The organism is Paenibacillus sp. S150 (assembly GCF_019352175.1).
Taxonomy (GTDB): Bacteria; Bacillota; Bacilli; order Paenibacillales; family Paenibacillaceae; genus Paenibacillus_AQ.
In genome coordinates, this window is sequence record NZ_JACBYI010000001.1 from 594,674 (window position 1) to 615,159 (window position 20,486).

At 52.8% G+C, this 20,486-nt stretch carries 18 protein-coding genes; 4 read left to right on the forward strand and 14 right to left on the reverse strand.

Going from position 1 to position 20,486, the window contains the following annotated elements; genetic code table 11:
* Positions 1 to 202: 202 nt before the first annotated feature.
* Positions 203 to 1,507 carry a uracil permease gene (gene uraA / locus HYD27_RS02380; protein WP_219210930.1) on the forward strand — a complete coding sequence of 435 codons (1,305 nt, stop codon included), beginning with the start codon at positions 203 to 205 and terminating at the stop codon, positions 1,505 to 1,507.
* Between the two features lie 143 nt (positions 1,508 to 1,650).
* Here the strand turns inward: uraA and HYD27_RS02385 are convergent, their stop codons facing one another.
* From HYD27_RS02385 to HYD27_RS02410, 6 genes are all read right to left on the reverse strand, one after another.
* Positions 1,651 to 2,169 carry an adenine phosphoribosyltransferase gene (locus HYD27_RS02385; protein WP_219210932.1) on the reverse strand — a complete coding sequence of 173 codons (519 nt, stop codon included), beginning with the start codon at positions 2,167 to 2,169 and terminating at the stop codon, positions 1,651 to 1,653.
* A gap of 81 nt (positions 2,170 to 2,250) precedes the next feature.
* Positions 2,251 to 4,662, reverse strand: a complete 2,412-nt coding sequence (recJ, locus tag HYD27_RS02390) for a single-stranded-DNA-specific exonuclease RecJ (RefSeq protein ID WP_219210934.1) — start codon at positions 4,660 to 4,662, stop codon at positions 2,251 to 2,253.
* A 29-nt stretch (positions 4,663 to 4,691) separates the two neighbouring features.
* On the reverse strand, positions 4,692 to 5,654 hold the full coding sequence (locus HYD27_RS02395; RefSeq protein ID WP_219210937.1) for a cation diffusion facilitator family transporter: 963 nt from the start codon (positions 5,652 to 5,654) through the stop codon (positions 4,692 to 4,694).
* 120 nt (positions 5,655 to 5,774) lie between these two features.
* Positions 5,775 to 6,677: a protein translocase subunit SecF gene (secF, locus tag HYD27_RS02400; protein ID WP_219210938.1), complete on the reverse strand. Its 903-nt coding sequence runs from the start codon at positions 6,675 to 6,677 to the stop codon at positions 5,775 to 5,777.
* On the reverse strand, positions 6,667 to 7,917 hold the full coding sequence (gene secD, locus HYD27_RS02405; RefSeq protein WP_219210939.1) for a protein translocase subunit SecD: 1,251 nt from the start codon (positions 7,915 to 7,917) through the stop codon (positions 6,667 to 6,669). The genes secF and secD overlap by 11 nt, the downstream gene beginning before the upstream one ends.
* 218 nt (positions 7,918 to 8,135) lie before the next feature.
* Positions 8,136 to 8,387 (reverse strand): post-transcriptional regulator, encoded by a 252-nt coding sequence (locus tag HYD27_RS02410; protein ID WP_219210941.1) that lies wholly within the window; start codon positions 8,385 to 8,387, stop codon positions 8,136 to 8,138.
* Between the two features lie 176 nt (positions 8,388 to 8,563).
* Between HYD27_RS02410 and spoVB the strand changes: the two genes are divergently transcribed.
* The gene (gene spoVB / locus HYD27_RS02415; RefSeq protein WP_219210943.1) at positions 8,564 to 10,162 is read left to right on the forward strand and encodes a stage V sporulation protein B; all 1,599 of its coding nucleotides are present in this window, start codon (positions 8,564 to 8,566) and stop codon (positions 10,160 to 10,162) included.
* A 10-nt stretch (positions 10,163 to 10,172) separates the two neighbouring features.
* Here spoVB and HYD27_RS02420 read toward each other — a convergent pair whose 3' ends face one another.
* The gene (locus tag HYD27_RS02420; RefSeq protein ID WP_219210945.1) at positions 10,173 to 10,931 is read right to left on the reverse strand and encodes a YetF domain-containing protein; all 759 of its coding nucleotides are present in this window, start codon (positions 10,929 to 10,931) and stop codon (positions 10,173 to 10,175) included.
* A gap of 329 nt (positions 10,932 to 11,260) precedes the next feature.
* Here HYD27_RS02420 and HYD27_RS02425 point away from each other — a divergent pair, with 329 nt between their 5' ends.
* Positions 11,261 to 11,653: a TIGR04086 family membrane protein gene (locus HYD27_RS02425; RefSeq protein ID WP_219210947.1), complete on the forward strand. Its 393-nt coding sequence runs from the start codon at positions 11,261 to 11,263 to the stop codon at positions 11,651 to 11,653.
* 97 nt (positions 11,654 to 11,750) lie between these two features.
* On the forward strand, positions 11,751 to 12,590 hold the full coding sequence (locus HYD27_RS02430; RefSeq protein ID WP_228744883.1) for a phosphatase PAP2 family protein: 840 nt from the start codon (positions 11,751 to 11,753) through the stop codon (positions 12,588 to 12,590).
* A gap of 328 nt (positions 12,591 to 12,918) precedes the next feature.
* On the opposite strand, the gene yajC is transcribed toward HYD27_RS02430, so the two are convergent.
* Genes yajC through ruvC form a run of 7 tightly spaced genes read right to left on the reverse strand, consistent with a single transcriptional unit; the run spans position 12,919 to position 19,756 of the window.
* Complete coding sequence (yajC, locus tag HYD27_RS02435) at positions 12,919 to 13,227, reverse strand: preprotein translocase subunit YajC (protein WP_219210950.1); 309 nt, start codon at positions 13,225 to 13,227, stop codon at positions 12,919 to 12,921.
* A 46-nt stretch (positions 13,228 to 13,273) separates the two neighbouring features.
* A complete protein-coding gene (tgt, locus tag HYD27_RS02440; protein ID WP_219210952.1) occupies positions 13,274 to 14,410 on the reverse strand; it encodes a tRNA guanosine(34) transglycosylase Tgt in 1,137 nt (378 codons plus the stop codon).
* Positions 14,411 to 14,431: 21 nt separating this feature from the next.
* On the reverse strand, positions 14,432 to 15,460 hold the full coding sequence (gene queA / locus HYD27_RS02445) for a tRNA preQ1(34) S-adenosylmethionine ribosyltransferase-isomerase QueA (RefSeq protein WP_219210954.1): 1,029 nt from the start codon (positions 15,458 to 15,460) through the stop codon (positions 14,432 to 14,434).
* 10 nt (positions 15,461 to 15,470) lie between these two features.
* Complete coding sequence (locus HYD27_RS02450; RefSeq protein ID WP_219210955.1) at positions 15,471 to 17,555, reverse strand: SpoIID/LytB domain-containing protein; 2,085 nt, start codon at positions 17,553 to 17,555, stop codon at positions 15,471 to 15,473.
* Positions 17,556 to 17,595: 40 nt separating this feature from the next.
* On the reverse strand, positions 17,596 to 18,603 hold the full coding sequence (gene ruvB / locus HYD27_RS02455) for a Holliday junction branch migration DNA helicase RuvB (RefSeq protein ID WP_219210957.1): 1,008 nt from the start codon (positions 18,601 to 18,603) through the stop codon (positions 17,596 to 17,598).
* Positions 18,604 to 18,632: 29 nt separating this feature from the next.
* A complete protein-coding gene (gene ruvA / locus HYD27_RS02460) occupies positions 18,633 to 19,256 on the reverse strand; it encodes a Holliday junction branch migration protein RuvA (protein ID WP_219210959.1) in 624 nt (207 codons plus the stop codon).
* Entirely contained in the window at positions 19,253 to 19,756 is a 504-nt protein-coding gene (gene ruvC / locus HYD27_RS02465; RefSeq protein ID WP_219210961.1) for a crossover junction endodeoxyribonuclease RuvC, read from the reverse strand. Before ruvC ends, ruvA begins: the two co-directional genes overlap by 4 nt.
* Positions 19,757 to 20,486 lie beyond the last annotated feature (730 nt).

Genomic DNA, 20,486 nt, shown 5'->3' on the forward strand with positions numbered 1-20,486 from the left:
TTGTCTATAATTATGACGCTTGCAATGGATTACGTCAACACTTGCCATAGCATGGCATCCGGGCAAGAAAATGCGTCAAGAATAGACAATTTCGTGGCACTTGCAAAAATGTTGTTGTAAAAAATCGCCGTTCTATTTAATCTAGTAAAGGCGGTTTTTTGGAACCTCACATAAAATAGACATGAAAGAGAAGTGAACACCATTGCAACGCGAAATTCAAGTTAACGAAAGACTTCCTTGGGGTCCGGGCTTTTTGCTGAGTCTTCAGCATTTGTTCGCCATGTTCGGCAGCACGGTGCTTGTCCCTAACCTGTTCGGGGTAGATCCCGGCATGATCCTGCTGATGAACGGTATCGGCACACTGCTCTACATTTTGATCTGCCGCGGCAAAATCCCTGCATATCTTGGTTCAAGCTTTGCCTTTATTTCGCCGGTGCTCAGCGTGCTGGATAAACATAAGGGAGATCATCTGCATGGATATTCGCTTGCTCTCGGTGCCTTTATCATAACTGGCGTGATTTTCATTATTGTCGCATTGATCGTCCGTTATGCCGGAACCGGCTGGATTGATGTTGTTTTTCCTCCGGCGGTTATGGGCGCTATCGTAGCAACCATCGGGCTGGAGCTGGTCCCGGTTGCGGCGCGGATGTCCGGACTCATTGCCCCTGAAGGCGTGACTGAATGGACACCGGACCCCAAAGCAATCACCCTTTCTCTGGTAACATTGGGCGTTACTGTCTTTGGCGCAGTGCTCTTCCGCGGCTTCCCCAAAATCATTCATATCCTCATCGGTATCGTGACCGGTTACATTTTAGCCTATATTATGCAAGTGGTGAACACGGAGGCAATTTCCAGCGCGCATTTCTTTTCCCACCCCACTATTGTAACCCCCTCCTTCGACTGGCAGGTTATTCTGACCATCGTCCCGGTATCGCTTGTTGTTATTGTGGAACACATCGGCCACTTGCTCGTGACAAGCAATATCGTCGGCAAAGACCTGACCAAAGATCCCGGGCTGGACCGCTCGCTGATGGGCAACGGGATTTCCACCATAATTTCCGGCTTTTTCGGCTCTACACCCAATACAACCTACGGGGAAAATATCGGAGTGATGGCGCTGACCAAAGTCTATTCGGTATATGTGATCGGCGGCGCAGCAGTAATTGCAATTCTGCTCTCGTTCTCCGGCACGTTTTCTTCTATTATTTCCAACATTCCCCAGCCTGTTATGGGCGGGGTGTCGCTCTTGCTGTTCGGCGTTATCGCCGCATCCGGCCTGCGCATCTTTGTCGAGCAGAAGGTTGATTTCTCCAAGGCAACCAACATGATTCTGGCTACTTTGGTTCTTGTGGTCGGCATCAGCGGCATCTCGCTGACTGTCAAAGGCGTACAGCTCAAAGGCATGGCGCTTGCGACCATTGTCGGAATGATTCTGTCCCTGCTCTTCAAATTAATCGAAGTTCTCGGTTTGTCCAACGAGCAGGACAGCGGGAAAGCTGAGCATTAAGCAATAGATACTTAAACTTGCGGTTTACTTATAATTCATGATTTGTACAAGTGGAAAATCCTAAACAATTGCAAAAGCGGACTGCTGTCTTTATTCGACAGCAGTCCGCTTTTTATTTCCCGGGAAAAGTTATCCGGTTGATGTCAGTCTTCGTAAGTAAGGAGCGAATAAACTTCAATACCGGAGAGCTTGTTGCGGCCGGCAAGCTGAGTCAATTCAATCAGGAAAGCTGCTCCGACTACTGTGCCGCCAAGCTGTTCCACCAGGCTGACCGAAGTGGCAATGGTCCCCCCCGTTGCAAGCAGGTCGTCGGCAATAAGTACGTTCTGTCCGGGCTTGACCGCATCCGTGTGGACAGCGAGTGTGTCCTTCCCGTATTCCAGGTCATAGCCTACCTCTATAGTGTCATACGGCAGCTTGCCGCTTTTGCGGATCGGTACGAAACCGACGCCGAGGGCATAAGCCAGAGGCGCACCCACCACGAATCCGCGTGCTTCCGGTCCGGCAATTACGTCAATCTGAAGATGGGAGACCAGAGCCTTAAGCTCATCAATCGCCCGGCGGTAAGCCTCGCCGTCCTTAAGCAGAGTAGTTATATCTTTGAAGCTGATGCCCGGCTGCGGAAAATCCGGAATCACACGAATGTTGTCTTTGAAATCCACATTATCATCTCCTGAAAGTTTTGTTGGCATATATTTCACTGTGTTATCTTCGTACAAAACCTGCTGCGCAAGCAGAGAGCTTTATCCCACCCGGGATACGTCCCGGCGGCGGGACAGCATCCATTCCTGCAGCTCAATCCGGCTGCTCTCCATGAAATACCGCTCCATTTCCGCGGTCTGCCCCAATCTGACAAAATGCTGCGAAGCCGTAAGGCTCTTAGCGGCGGGCTGGATTACAAAGGTGATGGCCCCGCGGCTGCGCCGGATAAAATCAAGCTCCTCGAACACGTCCAGCATTTTGGTCAGCATCCGCATCCCCGTTGAAGACTGGCGGCTGAGCCGCAGCAGCAGCTCATGCTCAGGTATTGGAGCTGCAGCCAGCACGGCAAGTAATTTATATAACACTTTGAAATGGTCTCTTGTCGGTATCTGCAGCCGGTCGCGGCCATCCCGGATCGAATGCAGCAAGGCGATATTCTCCGCATTCGGAAATGCAGCAAGCAGCGCATCCAGCTGCTCCGGTGTCTCCGGCATATCGAGCAGGCAGAGCAAAGATGCCTGTGGCTCTTCCGTATCCCCCGGCTCAAGCTGAAGCGGGGATATCCCGGCATCTTCATCATATACCCACAGAGACATGCCCTTGAGCGCGCTCAGCGGCGACAAGCGGCTGTTCTGGAAGACCGCAGCTGTCCGGAGCGGCTGTCCGCCGCTGTAGGGCTGCAGCAGCTCCTTGAGCTGTGCAGCCTGCTTCACGGCGTCGGCAGCTCCGCGAAGATCAAAGAGCTGAGGCTTCGGCACCGCCAAATCCTGCAGCATAAGCTGCGGCTTCCGTGAGCCGTTCCACTCGTTGACCGACAGCTCTGCCAGAACATCAATCGGAGTGCCGCCCGGAAGCAATTCGGCAAGACCTCCCTTGCCGAAGGCTACCACTTCAATGGTATGGCTGCCCTGCTGGAGAACTAGCTTCAAATGCTTGCCGTCCTGGCCCATCTTGCGGGTTTCCTTCACGGCAGCACCGCGGACAATGAATTTCGGCACCGGATTAGACATTCCAAACGGAGCCAGCCTGTCCAGTTCGAGTGCAGCCTGCAGCGACAAATCGGCAATTGCCGTTTCTTCGTCCGCTGCCGTAACGGGCAGGAAGTGCTCCGGTGTCAGCACCGTAGCGGCATAGTCGTTCAAGGCTGCCGCAAAGTCTTCCAGCCTGTCCTGATGCAGACTCATGCCGGCAGCGGCCGGATGGCCGCCGTAATGATCCATCAAGTCTGCACAGGAGGATAATGCTGCGTAAATATCCAGGCCGGGAATGGAGCGGGCCGACCCCTTGCACATCCCTGTCTCCGGATGAATATTGAGAATGATTACCGGGCGGTAGTACCGTTCCAGCAGCTTGGAGGCTACAATGCCCACTACTCCGACGTTCCAGCCCAATTGGGCAAGGACGATAATATCGGGCAGCTTATCGCGCTGGATCTTCAGCTCCAGCATAGCCGTGGCTTCGGCTACAATTCTCTCGACGACCAGCTGCCGTTCCTTGTTCAGCAGGTCCAGCTCACCGGCAAGCTCTTCTGCTTCATCCGGCTGCTCCGTAGTCAGCAGAGTGACCGCGCGTCCGGCATGATCCAGACGCCCGCTGGCATTGATGCGCGGCGCCATGCCAAAAGCGATGTTCACCGCACTTACCGTGTCCATCATGATTCCGCTTACTGCAAGCAAGGCGCGGATACCGGGGAACGGCGAGTTCCGCATGCTTGAGAGGCCTTTGCGCACAATGCTGCGGTTCTCATCCAGCAGCGGCATCAAGTCGGCCACCGTGCCAATGGCAGCGATCTCGCTCCATTCCCCGGGAACCTTATCCCCAAGCAGCGCCTGAGCCAGCTTATAGGCTACCCCCACTCCAGCCAATCCCTTGAAGGGATAAGGACAATCCGGCAGCTTGGGGTTGATCAAGGCATACGCCTCGGGAAGAAGCTCAGGAGGCTCATGATGATCTGTAACGATTACCTCAATCCCAAGCTCCTGCGCATAAGCAATCTGATGATATGCACTGATTCCGGTGTCTACGGTAATCACAAGCGAGACGCCCTGCTGCTTCGCCCAATCCAGCGCGTGATTGTGCAGCCCGTAGCCTTCACTTGCACGGTGGGGAATATAAATATCAAAAGAAGCGCCCAGATAGCGCAGCAGATAGATCATCAGCGCAGTACTGGACACTCCATCCGCATCATAATCGCCATACACAAGGATATGTTCTTCTTCCTGCAATGCCTTTCGGATTCGGGGAACCGCTTCGGCCATCCCTTTAAGCAGAAAAGGGTCATGCCCATCCTGCTCTCCGCCCTCCATGAACACGAGCGCCTTGTCAGGCGTGTTCATGCCTCTCTTCACAAGCAGCGACGACAGAAGCGGGGAAACCGAAAGGCTCCGGGCCAGCTCCCGGACTTCATTGGGGTCGGCTGCAGGAGATTGCCATCTTGTTTTTGAATGCAGCAATAGAATTCACCTTTCTCTCCCTTTGCGGGCTACTGGAGCAGCGTGGGAATTTCATTGTCCACGAGCTCATGGTTGCTTTTGTAAGGATAACCCGGATCATAAGGCACGACATCCATATGCACCTCGCCAACATGCACAAAACGGTGCTGCAGCAGCTTTCTGGCGCATTCCGAAATATCCTGGGCTTCCATTACCGTAATGCGCGGATTCACACTGATTTTGACCTGCAGATTTACATACCGGCCTTGTTCCAGGGCCTGCAGATATTCTACACGGATAACCCCGTGCACCCGCTGAACAGTTTCAATGAAGGTGGCTGCTTCTTCGGAAGGAAGCTCTTGAAGCTTTTTGCCGTACACGGATGCTGCGATGAGTGAATAGCCTTTGCGGATAATGAAGCACCCGGTGAGCAGCGCGGCAATCGGGTCCATATACAGCAGCGGATGCCAGTTGAACGTTCCTCCGGCCATAGCCAGAGATATCCCGATAAATACAGTGATGGAGGTATATAGACTGAAGCGGTGGTTATCCGCATATGCGGCATGGCTGCCATCGCCCTTTTTTTTGAAATAACGGTAGTGGCACTGAAAAATTGCCTCTTTCACAACAATGGAGATGAGGACGGTGACAAGTGCCGCCTGTCCGGGTGCCGTCAGATGTCCTCTGGTCAGATCACGAATCGCCGAGAAGGCAATTTGCAGTCCCCCCATCAGAATCAGCACGGAAAAAAGAATGGCAATAATCGGTCTCTTATTGCTCTCCTGATTGCGCTGTGTTGCTCTGTTCTTCTGTTTTCGCTCGGTACGCCACGGAAGCGGGAGAATCTCCGCCAGCCTGGCTGCCGCGTCCGATCCCGAATATAATGCGTCACCCATTAATGCCTTGCTGCCCGAAATATAACCAAAGCTTCCTTTGGCTACAGCCAGCACAAGATCACTGGCAACTCCGGTCCAGACAACTTTATCACTGTGCAGCGATTGTTTGTCATTCATTACGAGGCCCTCCTTACCACTAGCAAGTAATCTCATGATGGCAGCTCCGTCTGACATCCCGTTCCAAAGATTCCGAAAAGCCGCGTCGTCTTTGACGCGGCTTTTCGGGTGTGACCGGCTTTAGACTTTGGCCGGACTATTCTTCACAGCCGTCTTCTGGCGCTTCTTCAGCACCAGCCAGAGCGGACTTGCAATAAAGATGGACGAGTAGGCTCCGAAGAGCAGGCCGATAACCATGGCGAGTGAGAACATTTTGATCGACTCTCCGCCCAGAACAAGCAGGAAGAAGGCCGCAACGAATACTGTAAATGCTGTGTACAGGGACCGCATAAGCGTCTGGGCCACACTTTTGTTGACCAGCGTCTTAAGATCCTCATACGTCTTCTGCTTGCCGAAGCGCAAATTCTCTCGTATCCGGTCAAAGATAACGATCGTGTCATTGATGGAGTAACCGATAATCGTAAGCACCGCTATAATGAAGGTCAGATCGACCTCCAGACGGAAGATGGAGAAGAAGGCAACGACGATAAACGCATCATGGATGAGCGCCACAATCGCAGCCAAGGCAAACCGCCATTCAAAGCGGATACTCACATAGATGATAATCCCCAGACAAGAGATGAGCACGGCATAGATGGCGTTGCGCGCCAGCTCCTTGGCCATTTCCGTATCGACAGTGTTGATCTCGAAGGAGGCTTGGTCATCCAGCTTCGAAATTACAGCTTTCAGTGCTTCATCCTGATCTTCATCAAGCACTTCATCATAACGGATATTGACCCGGTTCTCGCCTAAGGTAATGGTTGGCTCATGGGAGACGCTCAGCTCATTAAGAGCGGGCTTAAGCTCCTCCAGCGTGATGTTCTTCGACAGCGCCACGTCAACATTGGAGCCTGCCTTGAAATCAACGCTGTAGTTCAGCCCCAATGTTGCCAGAAAAACCAGACCCACTATAGTAATCGCAATAGAGATGATATAGAAATATTTACTCAGATGTACATAATCAAGCTCTTTCTTAAAGCGCATGGATGTCACTCTCCTTTACCCCAAATTGCTTCGGCTTTTTCAGAGCGCCGGCTTTGACCAGCACGGTAAGCAGCCAATGGGCGAAATAAAGGTTTGTCACAATACTAAGCACAATTTCCACAATCAGGATCAATGCAAAGCCCTTTACCGCACCAGTTCCGAATGCGAACATTACGGCCGCCACAATAATAGTGGTTATGTTCGCGTCCATAACTGTGCGGAAGGAGGTTTTGTTGCCTGCTTTGACAGAAGACAGAATACTCTTGCCGTTGCGCATTTCTTCCCTTATCCGTTCATTGGTAATGATATTGGCATCGACCGCCATCCCTATACCGAGAATGAATGCGGCAATACCGGGGAGAGTCAAGGTAAAGTCGGCAACGACGAACACGAAAATAAGCAGCCAGGTATGCAGGATCAGCGCGAAGCTGGCCAGAGCACCCGGCAAACGGTACATGCCGATCATGAAGAGCAGAATAATTACCGAAGCTACAAGTCCGGCTTTGATCGTCTGATCAAGAGACTGTTTGCCCAGTGTTGCGCCTACGCTCTGGGAATACTTCTCCGTCAGCTTCAGCGGCAGCGCACCAAGGTTAATTGTATCGGCCAGTTCCCGGGCTTCATTTAAAGTATAGTTCCCGGAGATTGAGGCAGATCCGTCCGTAAGCTCTGCTCTGACAGTGGGGGCAGACAACAACTTATCATCCAGATAAATAGCCAGTTCTTGACCCAGCAGACGTTTGGTAATCTCTGCAAATTTGTCTTTATCCTTAATCTTTATGCTGATTTCAGGCTGATTCAGATTATTGCGCTGAACCTCCGCTGCTCCCTCGACAAAGTCACTGCCGACAAGCTCAATCTTGCTGTACGTTCCTGCAGCATCGCCTTCGGCAGCACTGCGAAAGGTCAGGACTGCGGGCTCTTTCATCTTCTTGCGGACTTCGGCCTCGTCGGTAACGCCCGCGATCTTCAGGCGGATGCGGTCCGTTCCTTCTGTAGTGACCTCAGGCTCGCTTGTTCCAAGCGCATTCGCCCGCTTCTCCAGGCTTTCCGCTGTTTTTTGCAGCGAAGCACGGGATAATTCGGCTCCCGCCTCCATCGGCTCGGCGTGATACAGAATCTCGAAGCCGCCCTTCAGGTCAAGCCCCAGACGAACCTTGTCCAGCAGCCCCGGAGTGGTGAACACCATAACCCCTGTTAATACGAGCACGGTAATAATAAAGCTCAACATTCTCTTCATGCTCTTGCTAGTTCCCCTTTCATTACTCAATATTCCTATTATAGCTACGTGCGAAATCACCGTCAATTCAGGCAGGAATGACGGAACGGTTCTCACACAAAGAAACGGCCGGCTCTGCTCAAGCGGCAAGCCATCCGTTTGTCATAGGAAATGCTGAATTGCTCTTCTCTTACTTTACCGCTTCCTGTAGCCGTTTGCAAAAGAAAATGGTTCCTTTATCAGTTCAAACCGCGATAAGCGGCAATAGTCAGATAGTTCATATAACTATTGGCCTTCAATGAATAGATATCATTCACCAGCTTATGCAGGGCAGGTCTGCCTTCCTTGGCATAATTGCGGCTGACGCAATCCCAAATGTCCCTGCCCGTTACATATTCATAGCCGAGGAGCCTGAATTCCTCCGCTTTACTGCGGCACATGGCTTCGATTTCATCACTTAGCTGTTCGTAATTCCATTGTTCCGATTCCACGTGTTGACACCTCCAAAGATCGCTCGCTTATGCATGTTCACAAGTATATATTCGACCAGACTTCCGGTCTTTCCTTCTTCCGGCTGAAAAGTTGTCACATCTAAAGCTTGTCATGGAAAAGGCCATGTGCCGCATATCAATGTAGGAGACACTATTTTGGGAAGAAGGAGTGCCCTTTGAGGAAACAGAGCTTTATTCAAGGAACCTTGATTCTGTTGGCCGCAGGCATCATTAACCGGATGCTCGGTTTTATTCCGCGAATTATTTTACCGCGTGTGATCGGCGCCGAGGGCGTGGGTCTATATCAGCTTGGTTACCCCTTTTTCATTGTACTGGTTACCATCATTACCGGCGGAATTCCGCTGGCCATCGCCAAAATGGTCGCAGAAGCCGAGGGAGAGGGACGCCCCGGGAAATCCAGGAGGATTCTTCATAGCGGACTGGCCCTCAGTCTCGGGCTGGGTATTTTTTTCACCATACTCGCACTGTTCGGCGCCTCTTGGGTCTCCAATGTCATTCTGACCGACAGCCGTGTCTATTACACCTTTGTTGGCATGACACCGATGATCTCCATTGTTGCTGTTTCCGCAGTCTACAGGGGCTATTTCCAGGGCAGACAGAACATGATTCCCTCCGCGCTGTCCTCGGTGCTGGAATCGGTCATCAGGATTGTGTTCATGCTCTGGTTCTCCTGGATGCTGCTTCCGCGGGGAATTGCCTACGCGGCGGCTGGAGCCATGCTGGGAGTAACGATCGGAGAGATTGTCGGCATGCTGGCGCTCTTATGGCAATATTATTTTATCGTAAAAAAGGACAAGAACGCGGGCTTATCCCCTTCAGCAGACACCCCCGCCCTTGTACCGGACAATCAGCCGGAGCCCGGTCCTTCCCCCAAGGAGCTTTCCATTTTGCAGCGGCTGATCAGCATCTCTGTTCCCGTTACTGCCGGACGGCTGGTGGGGTCCTTCTCCTATCTGCTGGAATCCATTATCACTGCCCGCAGCCTGGCCCTTGCCGGAATCGCCACAGCCGTATCCACTGCACAATACGGTTCTCTCCAGGGGATGGTCATTCCCTTGCTGATGCTGCCTGGGGTGCTCAGCTCTTCACTCGCTGTATCGCTCGTGCCTTCCTTGTCGGAGGCTGCGGCACGCCATGATCTGCCCGCGATTCACAAAAGAATGCACCAGGCGCTGCGCCTCGCGATGGTAACCGGCGCTCCGTTTGCTGCGGTTATGTACATTTTTGCCGTACCGCTCTGCACTCTGATGTACGGCAGCCCCGACACCGCACCAATGCTGCGGATGATGGCGCCTTTCGGATTGTTTTTATATGTCCAAGCACCCCTGCAGGCAGCCCTCCAGGCCATGGACCGCCCGGGCAGGGCGCTGATCAACACACTGATTGGGGCGGTCGTCAAAATCCTGCTAATACTTGCGCTGGCCTCACAGCCGGAATATGGAATCTACGGCGCGATTATCGCGATTATCGTCAACAGCATCATGGTGACTCTTCTTCACGGCTTCAGTGTGGTCAAGCTGATCTCTCTGTCGGTGAGAATCGCCGACCCGCTCAAAACAATTGCGGCGATGATCATCATGGCTGCCGGGATGTCCTATATCTACACCTCTGTGCCAATCGCCAAAGCACAGTGGGCGCAATTCCTGTTCGCCGCCGGCAGCGGAATGGCGCTGTACTTCGGGATCTGCCTGCTATCCGGCTTAATCTCCATACGCGATCTGGACCGGGTGCCGTTTATTAAAAAATGGCGCTGAAGCCCTTGGTCTACAGGCGGTCTACATAAATCTTACCCTTGTGGTCAATGGAGCAAAGAAACACATCGCGGAAATCAGCTACACCCTTTTGGCGGATTTGTGTTCTAAGCCAGAAACGGGTCTTGCCGATCATCTCCAGGTTTTGGTCCTGAACCTTGCCGTCCATGATCAGCGGAATCGGCAGGCCCTCATATCTGATTTTATGGCTCGGCAGCTTCACGCTGCCTGAGCCGCTTTCCCCTGAATCCCCTTTTTGGTTTCCCTGTTTTGCGCCGGAGCTGCTGTTGCCGCTTTGATTGCTGGAGGAGACGCCCTTGTTTTTTTCAATGACTGTAAGCTGGCCGCTGGTCTCAAGAATTGCAAATTCAACATCCGCGGGGCTGTCTATATTTTGTCCGCGCAGCTGAAGCAGCAGATCATCAATGTTGTAACGCTGTCTGCGCATCTCTCCACGGTGCAGCTTGCCGTCCGATATAAGAATGCTTGGCTTGCCGTCGACCAGCAGCCGCAGCTTTCTGCTCTTCAGGCTGAGCTGTGCAACCAGAACCTGAATCAGAACCAGTGTTGCCATGGGCACTATCCCATCGTAAATCGGCCGTTCAATATCTTCAATGACGAGTACTGCAATCTCCGCAATCATGATGGAAATTGTCAAATCAAATACCGACAGCTTGCCGATCTCCCGTTTGCCCATAATCCTCATGCTCAGGAAAATGAAGATATACATCAGCACGGTCAGAAAGATATGGGCGGAAATATGCTGGAACATATTCTCTTCGCTCCCCTTCCGTTTCTTTCCCGCAGACCTTCAGTGCGGGCAAATTAATGTCTCCCTATTCTGGCCTCTGCACTCAGGGAACATTCGGAAGCCTGCTTATTAATTAATGGTAAAACCATTCCTCCCTTTCTTGTACTATTGGGGCAAGCCCCCCCATACAATAATTAGTAATCATACTTGGCACAAACTGTCTGAGGCCTTTTGCAAGAGCCTTGTCCGCAGGGGTAACGCTCAAAAAACCCGGCGTATGCTTTCGAAGCAGTTTTTCTCGAGGCTTATTCGCAGGTGTAACGCTCAAAAAACTTTTAGGAGGTTGTACCATGTATTTAATCCGCCGTCTGTTTTCGTGGAGAATATCGAGTCCTGTATTATCGGGTTTATGCCGTTCATTCGTTTGGATGCTGCTGGGCGCACTTATCCTCTCTCTTCTGCTCTGGGGAAGCGGACTGGAAGAACAGGATCTTACCATGTATACCTATATTGTACACGGCATCGCTGCCGCTTTCGGGGGATTGACTGCAGGACGAAGAGCATCCAGCAAAGGATGGTATCACGGGGGAATCACGGGAGCTTTCTACGGCGTTCTTGTTCTGCTGATTGGTTTTCTGGCGCTGGACAGCACACCTGCCGGTATAGATTGCTTATGGATTCTGGCTGCTGCAGGCATCGCGGCTTTCGGCGGAATATTTGGGGTTAATTTACATAAATCCTAAAATTATTAATTTTTTTAAAATCGAATCCCGTTCCTGAAAATATGGTAAACTGAATCCATCTGACTTCATTTGCGGAATCAAGGAGGCTTCGATTGTTTTGCTTTACCAATCTATGAATTATGTTGTGCTGTACACAGTTGTAATTGTAGCTGTGTTGATGTGGCTCGGTGCCCGCCGCAACCCTCTATTGGCGTTAGTTGAGATCGGAAGAGAACTCCTGCGCTCTTATAAATTTCTGCTGCTGGTTGCAGGGATGTTCGGCGTGCTGGCCTTAAATAAATACGAACTGCAGATAGAGAAGCAAATGCATCTTGCTTCCGATTACACGTCCTTCGTTTTTGGACTGGAGGGTCACTTTGTCAGAAATTTGCAGCATTTATTCTATACTCCCTGGCTGACGCCAATCATTGTATTCTTCTATATTTTCATGCTGCAATCCGTGCTGGCCGCCTCTCTGGGCGTTTACTTGCTGGATAAGAACCGTGTGATGCTCTACGCAACCTGCTACATGATTATTATCAATTATGCCATCGCTATTCCGTTCTATCTGTATTTCCCGGTGAACGAGGTCTGGTCCTATGTTCCGGCGGGTGTCCGCTTTACCATGCTGGATGTCTTCCCAAGGTTCGAGCAGGAGTACAGGCCCTTATCGGGTCTCAACAATTGCTTTCCGAGCCTGCACACCGCAATCTCAGTATCCACAGCACTGCTTGCCTACCGTTCCGGCAACCGCCGCTGGATGGCAATGACTACGGTCTCCGCAGTTATTATTGTGTTCGGAATTTTCTATCTTGGCATTCACTGGTTGACCGACATGGTTGGCGGTACCCTGCTGGCGGTTCTGTCGACCACGGCTGCCGTCCAGCTCGCCAAGCTCACTCTGCGCAGCGGAGAAGACAGACTGACCGTCCGCAGCCGTGCAACCGATACCCGCTGACATTTTTTTGCAAGCCATTTCAAAAGGGACTGCTTCTGCGGCAGTCCCTTTGTTTCATGCAAATCTTTAAGCTTGAATTCCTGCAAAATAACCCCACAAAGCGGGGCCTTGGCTTCGATGATGACTCAGGTACTTTGCGGGGACCCCAAAACAGATAAATTCTTATCTTTTAAGAAGAAACGGCTTCGCCGTCCTTATAAAGGCGGTACCCGTTTCAGCGGGAAAGATAAGGCTAATTTTTAGCGTGAAACATATAAATTCATTTAAAAAAGCGGCGCCACTCTCCTTAAAGAGGACGCCGCTTTTATGTACCGTTTACAATTAAAAGCTACTCTTTGTCTTCTACTTCCACAACAGAGTGGCTGATGGATCCGCGGTCAAAAGTCAGCTTGGTTACATCGTTTACCCGCAGGACCACGATATCATCGGAAATTTCCATGATCGTCCCGTGAAGGCCACCGATGGTTACTACCTTATCGCCTTTTTTCAAGGCTTTCAGCATGCCGTTGCGCGCTTTGGTCTTCTTCTGCTGCGGACGAATCAGCAGGAAGTAGAACACCACGAACATCAGCACAAATGGGCCTACAAGACCCAGAATGCTTCCGCCGCTCCCAGAAGCTGCTGCATATTGAAACATAATTCTCCCCCCCTTTCAAAATGCACTAAAGCACAATCCAGTTGTACTAAAAGCCTTTTAGATTATCATATAATCCGTATTGTGCAAAAAACTCATCGCGAAAATCAAGCAGCCGATCTTCCCTGATGGCTTCACGCACTTTACGCATCAATTCCAGCAGGAAGTACAAATTATGGTATGTCGTTAACCGCAAGCCGAAGGTTTCATCGGCTTTGATCAAATGGCGCAAATAAGCGCGGGAATAATTCCGGCAGGTATAGCAGTCGCATTCCGGATCGAGCGGCCCGAAATCACGTGCATACTGCGCGTTGCGTACTACGAGTCTTCCCTGACTGGTCATCGTTGTTCCATTGCGGGCAATACGCGTAGGCAGAACACAATCGAACATGTCCACTCCGCGGATAGAACCTTCCAGCAGCGCATCCGGTGAACCCACGCCCATTAAATAACGGGGTTTTCCTTGCGGCAGCAGTGGAACCGTATAATCCAGCACTTCATACATAAGCTGCTTGGACTCTCCGACGCTGAGCCCCCCAATAGCATACCCCGGGAAATCCATGGAAGTCAAATCAGCCGCACTCTGGCGCCGCAAATCCTCATGCATCCCCCCCTGAACGATAGCGAAAAGGCCCTGATCTTCAGGACGGGCATGGCTTTCGAGACATCTTTCGGCCCATCGGGTAGTCCGTTCCAGTGACTTTTTGACGTAATCGTATTCTGCCGGATACGGCGGACATTCATCAAAAGCCATCATAATATCGGAACCGAGCGCATTTTGAATTTCCATTGCCACTTCCGGCGAGAGAAATTTCTTGTCCCCGTTCAAGTGGGAACGGAAATGTACGCCTTCTTCGGAGATTTTGCGCATATCACTCAGAGAGAATACTTGAAAGCCCCCGCTGTCCGTCAGGATCGGCCGGTCCCAGTTCATGAATTTGTGCAGGCCGCCTGCTTCACGGATAATATCATGGCCCGGACGCAAAAATAAATGGTAGGTGTTGCTCAGAATAATATGGGCATCCATTTGCTTCAGCTCTTCAGGGCTCATCGTTTTGACGGTAGCGAGTGTGCCGACAGGCATAAATGCAGGTGTCTCAATTATGCCATGCGGAGTGTGCACCCGGCCGAGCCTGGCACCGGATTGCCTGCAGGTCTTAATGTGTTCATAAGTTATTGCTGCCATAGATTTAACCCTTCCTCTTGCTTAATAAATAAACATTGCATCGCCGAAGCTGAAAAAGCGGTATTTCTGCCGGATCGCGGCTTCATAGGCGGCAAGGATATTCTCACGTCCGGCTAAAGCGCTCACCAGCATCACCAGTGTAGACTTGGGCAAATGAAAATTGGTAATCAGTGCGTTAACAATGGTGAACTTATAACCGGGATAGATGAAAATATCCGTCCAGCCGCTGCATTCTGCAATCGGACCGCCCTGAAATTGCCTTCCGACCGTTTCGAGCGTCCGGCAGGACGTTGTGCCAACGGCTATGATCCGTCCTCCTCCGGCTCTGGCCGCATTAAGCGCCTCCGCAGTCTCCCCGGGCAGGACGAAATACTCGGCATGCATTACATGCTCCTCCACCTTCTCCACCGACATGGGACGGAAGGTTCCAAGTCCGACATGAAGCGTAATATAGGCAATTGTCACGCCTTTGTCAGCGATTTGCTCCAGCAGCTCCCGGGTGAAATGCAGACCGGCGGTCGGTGCGGCTGCCGAGCCTTCATGCTTGGCATATACCGTCTGATACCGCTCTCGGTCATCCAGTGTCTCCTTAATATACGGCGGGAGCGGCATGCTTCCCAGCCTGTCCAGAATTTCCTGGAATATCCCTGTATAGATGAAGCGGAGCGTCCGTCCCCCCATATCTGCCTCATCTTCAATGACTGCACGGAGCTCCCCGCTGAAAATAATTACAGCTCCGGTCTTCAGCTTCTTGCCGGGCTTCACCAGCGCTTCCCAGCGGTCTTCGCCGAGACTCTTCAGCAGCAGAACCTCCGCCTTCGCGCCCGTGTCTTCCTTGACTCCGAAGAGTCTGGCGGGGATCACCCGCGTATCGTTCAAAACCAGTGTATCACCAGGTTGAAATTGCTCCAGTATATCCGTAAAGTGCCGGTGCTCCAGTTGTCCGTTCTCCTTGTTCACGAGCAGCAGGCGGGAAGCGCTGCGGTCGGACAGCGGAGTCTGGGCTATAAGCTCCTCCGGCAAATGAAAGTCATAATCATCTACATTCATGTTCAAGTCTTCATTCCTTAACTATAGTAACGTTATTAAAATAGTGTTGCAATATTTGCTTGTAATCATACCCGTTGTCCGCCATGCCCTTCACGCCCCATTGGGACATTCCCAGACCATGGCCGTTGCCCCAGCCGATAAAATAAAAGCCGGGACTGCTCGTAACGACCCTGGACGAAGCATCTCCGCCCATCACAACCGTACCTTTGCCGTTCACCGTCACTTTGCCGGAGGCTGAGAGTACTCCAGCGCTCTGGGAGCTGTTGATGGTTGCCGTAGAGCCGTCAGCGCCCAATACAGTATAACTGGAGGCAGGTACAATATCAAACAAAGTACTGGGGAGTCCGCCAAACGCCGAACGGAAAAGATCGGGGTATTTCACCTGCAGAATCTCCCCATTGGCTTTTACCTGTGTGGCTCTTCCCGAAGGGCCGCGCTGCGTAACCTGCAGACTGACTATGGAAGAGGGCGGCGAATTGTCGGTCTTCCCCGCAAGGCTTTTGAGCAGGTCCGCAGAGGTGTAAGGTCCTTTGACCCAGCTATAGCTTCCGTTCTCATAGAACTGGTCCAGCACAACGGCCTGATCGCCCGGATTCAGCTTGCCTACCGGACTTGCGCTGCTATCAATGACGGGCAGCGGGCGGATGTTCACATCTTTGGTGCTCGCTGTGGCAATAGTCAGCCCGGCCGCCGTTCTGCTGCCGGTCAGTTGAATATTATCCTCGCGGGCATAGCCGGAGACGCCGCTATCCAGCAGCAGGTAATACCATTTCTTCGTAGTCGCAACAGCTGCAGCGTCTTCGGCGCTGGCGACACTGGCGAACGCCGCGCCTCCATTGTCCCACACCTCAGACGGATCGGCCGTCACGCCGCCGCTGTTGGAGGAGAATACGGCTTCCACTACCTTGCCGCCGCTCATAAGCACCTCGCCTGCGGTAGCATCTACCGCTTTGGTAATTACCGGTGCCTCAGCGCCGATGCCGTTGTATACCTGGCTGAGTGTGGTGTCCACCACATTGGCCACATCAAAGCGGTTGCCCTGCGCCAGCGCGTAGCTTCGGGCCGCAACAGCCTGAGCTTTGAGCGCCTCTTCGGGCCAGCCCGAGGAAACTTCTCCGCCGACAACCGCATACAAATACTGTTCCAACGGGACTTCATTAATTACAGCCAGCGACCCGGCGAGGCCGCTAAGCTCCAGATCGCCGCGGTAAATACGCTGGGAGCGCTCCGCCAATTGAATGCCGGCCGAATTCCCTGCGGCCACAAACTTGGCCCCTGTGCCGGATACCTGGTAGTGGTATGCCTGGGTCTCGCTGCTAAGATCCAGACCGGCGTCCGTACGGATCATCATTCCCGGCGCAGCAGCCGCCCCGGCGGAGACGGCAAGCTGCGGAAGCGCAGCCGCAACGGCCGTGCGCACAGCGGCAAGCTCGCTGTCGCTAGCCGCTTCGCCGACCCATACCGCCACTTGCGCGCTGCCGTCCGTTCCGTCCACCAGAGTCTTCCAGGCGTCAAAGCCCGCGCCTGTAATCGTGCTCAGGACAGCATCGGCTTCACTCTGGGTGCTGAACTGGCCGGCAGACAAATGCTTGCTGCCCGTCAGTGCCGGAGCCTGCCCTTGGGGAAGGGATAGGCCAGCTTTGCCTACCCGGGACAATCCTTCCTTAGCCGCACTTTCGCTGGTATAAGGGCCGGTGTAGAGCTGATAGACGGTCGCACCCTTCCGCGAAGCCACGAACAGCATCGGCTTATCGGAGGTGGATTGCAGCTTCTTGGCGGCATCTGCCGCCGCCTGCCAAGCGGGGCTCTCCATAACCTTGACCTTGTACCCGTCGAGGCTGACACGGATTCTGTTATTCGCCGGAATGGGCAGCAGCTGCGAACTGCCGGACATCAGGCTGAAGTCCATTGTGGACTGCAGCGTCACGAAGGGGACGGTAGATTTATATTTGCTGCCTATATCTGCATATAAGGCCACACGAATCGTTGCATTCGAATCGGCATGGCTGTCAGCGGCAGGAAGCAGCAGGCCGCCGGCAATCAGCGCACCCGCAAGCAAGCCTATTCCTGTCTTTTTCCATCTGGCAAAATTCATCCTGAGGCCTCCTAGTTATAGAAATGATAGCAAAACAAGCTCACTGCGGCTGCGGAGGGAGGGGAAGGCCCAAGTGCTGATAAGCGGCGGGTGTCACCACTCTCCCCCGCGGTGTCCGCTGCAAGAAGCCAATCTGCAGCAGATACGGCTCATACACATCCTCGATAGTCTGGCTCTCTTCACCGATTGTTGCAGCAATAGTATCAAGGCCGACAGGTCCGCCCCGGAAGGAAGTGATCATGGAATGCAGCATTTTGTGGTCGATGCTGTCCAGCCCGCGCGGGTCCACCTGGAGCATCTTCAGCGATTCTCCGGCAATCTCCGGAGTGATAATCCCGTCGCCGCGCACCTGGGCGAAATCACGGACCCGCTTCAGCAGGCGGTTGGCGATCCGCGGAGTTCCCCGGGAACGCAGAGCAATCTCCTCTGCGGCATCGCCAAGAATCTCGATGCCAAGCAGCTCGGCATTTCGGGAGACGATGAAGCTCAGTTCGTCGATCGTATAATACTCCAGCCGGCTGACGACGCCGAAGCGGTCACGCAGCGGCGCAGACAGCAGCCCGGCGCGGGTCGTAGCCCCGATCAGTGTAAATGGCGGCAGGTCAAGACGCACCGAGCGGGCGCTTGGCCCTTTGCCGATCATAATATCCAGCGCAAAATCCTCCATCGCCGGATACATGACCTCCTCCACCGTGCGGTGCAGCCGGTGAATCTCGTCAATGAACAGCACATCGCCCTGCTGCAGGTTGGTCAGCAGCGCGGCCAGATCGCCGGGCCGCTCAATCGCCGGACCGGAGGTTGTGCGCAGATTCACGCCCAGTTCATTGGCGATAATATTGGCGAGTGTCGTTTTGCCCAGCCCGGGCGGTCCGTAGAGCAGCACATGGTCCAGCGCTTCACTGCGCATTTTGGCGGCTTCGATATATATTTTCAGGTTCTCCTTGACCCGGTTCTGTCCGATGTATTCCCCCAGGTAACGGGGGCGCAGACTTAATTCCGCCGCCTGCTCGTCCATCATCAGATTAGCCGATATAATCCGGTCGTCCATTCATCCATCACTCCGTTCTGTCAAGCTGCCTATTTGGCTATATACAGCAGCCCCAGCGCTTTCTTCATCAGCACATCCACAGGTCCGGTATCGGCGCCCTCTTTCTTCATGATCAGCCATACCCGGTCCAATTCGGCTTCGGTATAACCGAGTGCCTTCAGCCCGTCCCGCGCTTCCTCCCAGGGCAGCGCCTCCGCCGCTTCCCGGGCTTCAGCCGCAACAGCGAACAGTCCGGTCTGCATCGGCACCTCGCCCAGACCGCCCAGCTTGTCACGCAGATCAAGAATCATCCGCTGGGCCGTTTTTTTGCCGATACCCGGAAGCTTGGTCAGGAAGGTGATATTCTCCTGGTATATCGCCGAGATCAGCTGATCCGGCGTCCCGCCGGTCAGAATTCCCAGCGCCACGCGCGGGCCGATGCCGGATACCTCAATCAGCTTGCGGAACAGCTTCTGCTCTTCTCTTGTCGGGAACCCGAAGAGCAATGTAGCGTCCTCGCGGGTCTGGTAATGAATGTAGATGGTCACCGGACCCTCCAGCTTGGCAAAAGCATACGGATTCGGGCAGAACACCCGGTAGCCTACACCCTGAACATCCAGCACCACATATTCCGGCTCCAAATGCACAACCGGACCTCTTAAGTAATCTATCATTTTCGCAATACCTCATTTAATTTGGAATTAAGACTAACCGAATGGGCGTGGCATACCGCAACCGCCAGCGCGTCCGCGACATCATCGGGCTTCGGGACCGCCGACAGCTTCAGCAGCAGCTTGACCATTTCCTGCACCTGCTTCTTCTCGGCCTTCCCGTAGCCGACCACAGCCTGCTTCACCATCACCGGGGTGTATTCCGCAACATGGAGTCCGGCTTGAACAGCAGCCAGAATCAGCACTCCCCTTGCCTGTGCCACCGGCAGCGCTGTGGTCACGTTGCGGCTGAAGAACAGCTTCTCCACTGCTACCTCATCGGGCTTGTATTTCTCAATGAGCTGCACCATGCCTTCATAGACATGCAGCAGACGCTCCTCATCCGGCGTGTGCGCTTCGGTCTGGATGCAACCATACTGAACCGGGGTCAATTTATTTCCTTCCTTATCTACGAAGCCGAAGCCGACAATAGCCAGCCCCGGGTCAATTCCCAAGATGCGCAAATCCACTCTCTCCTCTTAAACAGGCAGGATATTCCCACTGTTTCATCCATTTCCGAGCCGTAAAGCGAACATATGTATTCCTTCTAACCATTATAGCAAAAAACCTTCTTCCGGGAGAATAAAAGTTTCTGCAGAAAAGAACAAAACGGCTATGCCGTCCTTGACCGGGCAGCGAAGCTGTTTGCATTTCAAGTGTAAGGCCGGCTGCTGAAGCCAGGCGGGAAGCCAAGCGGAAAAGGTCTCTTCATATTCCGCAGCCGCTTTTTCGCAAGGGTTAGTGGAAAAAAGGATACCTGATCGATCCGTCTCTCTCCCTTGCAGAGGAAGACGCCTACATTAAGATGTACTTGAACCATTCTTCCAAAGGGCAGTCATTTTAGTGGTAAAAAGGATAACTAATCCACCGCATTCGGATCCTGGATCATCCCTAGTGGAAAAAAGTACAACTAATCCGGCTGAAATCAGCCGTATGGGGGGAGATGGCCTCCATTAGGTGTACAAAATCCCACTAAAGCCCGTTCAAGCCAGAATTCCAGCCCATTAGTGTTACTTTTTACACTTCGCTTCCGTTCCCTATGAATCTCTCCCTTACGTTCCATCAGCTTTTTCAGGTTCTCCGGTTCCATTCCTATGGATTAAATTACCTTTTTGGCTCAAACCCAAAATCAGCGGTTGACGATGTGAATTCCTCCTGCAAAACATAGAACCCACAGACTCCGCACCATTCAGC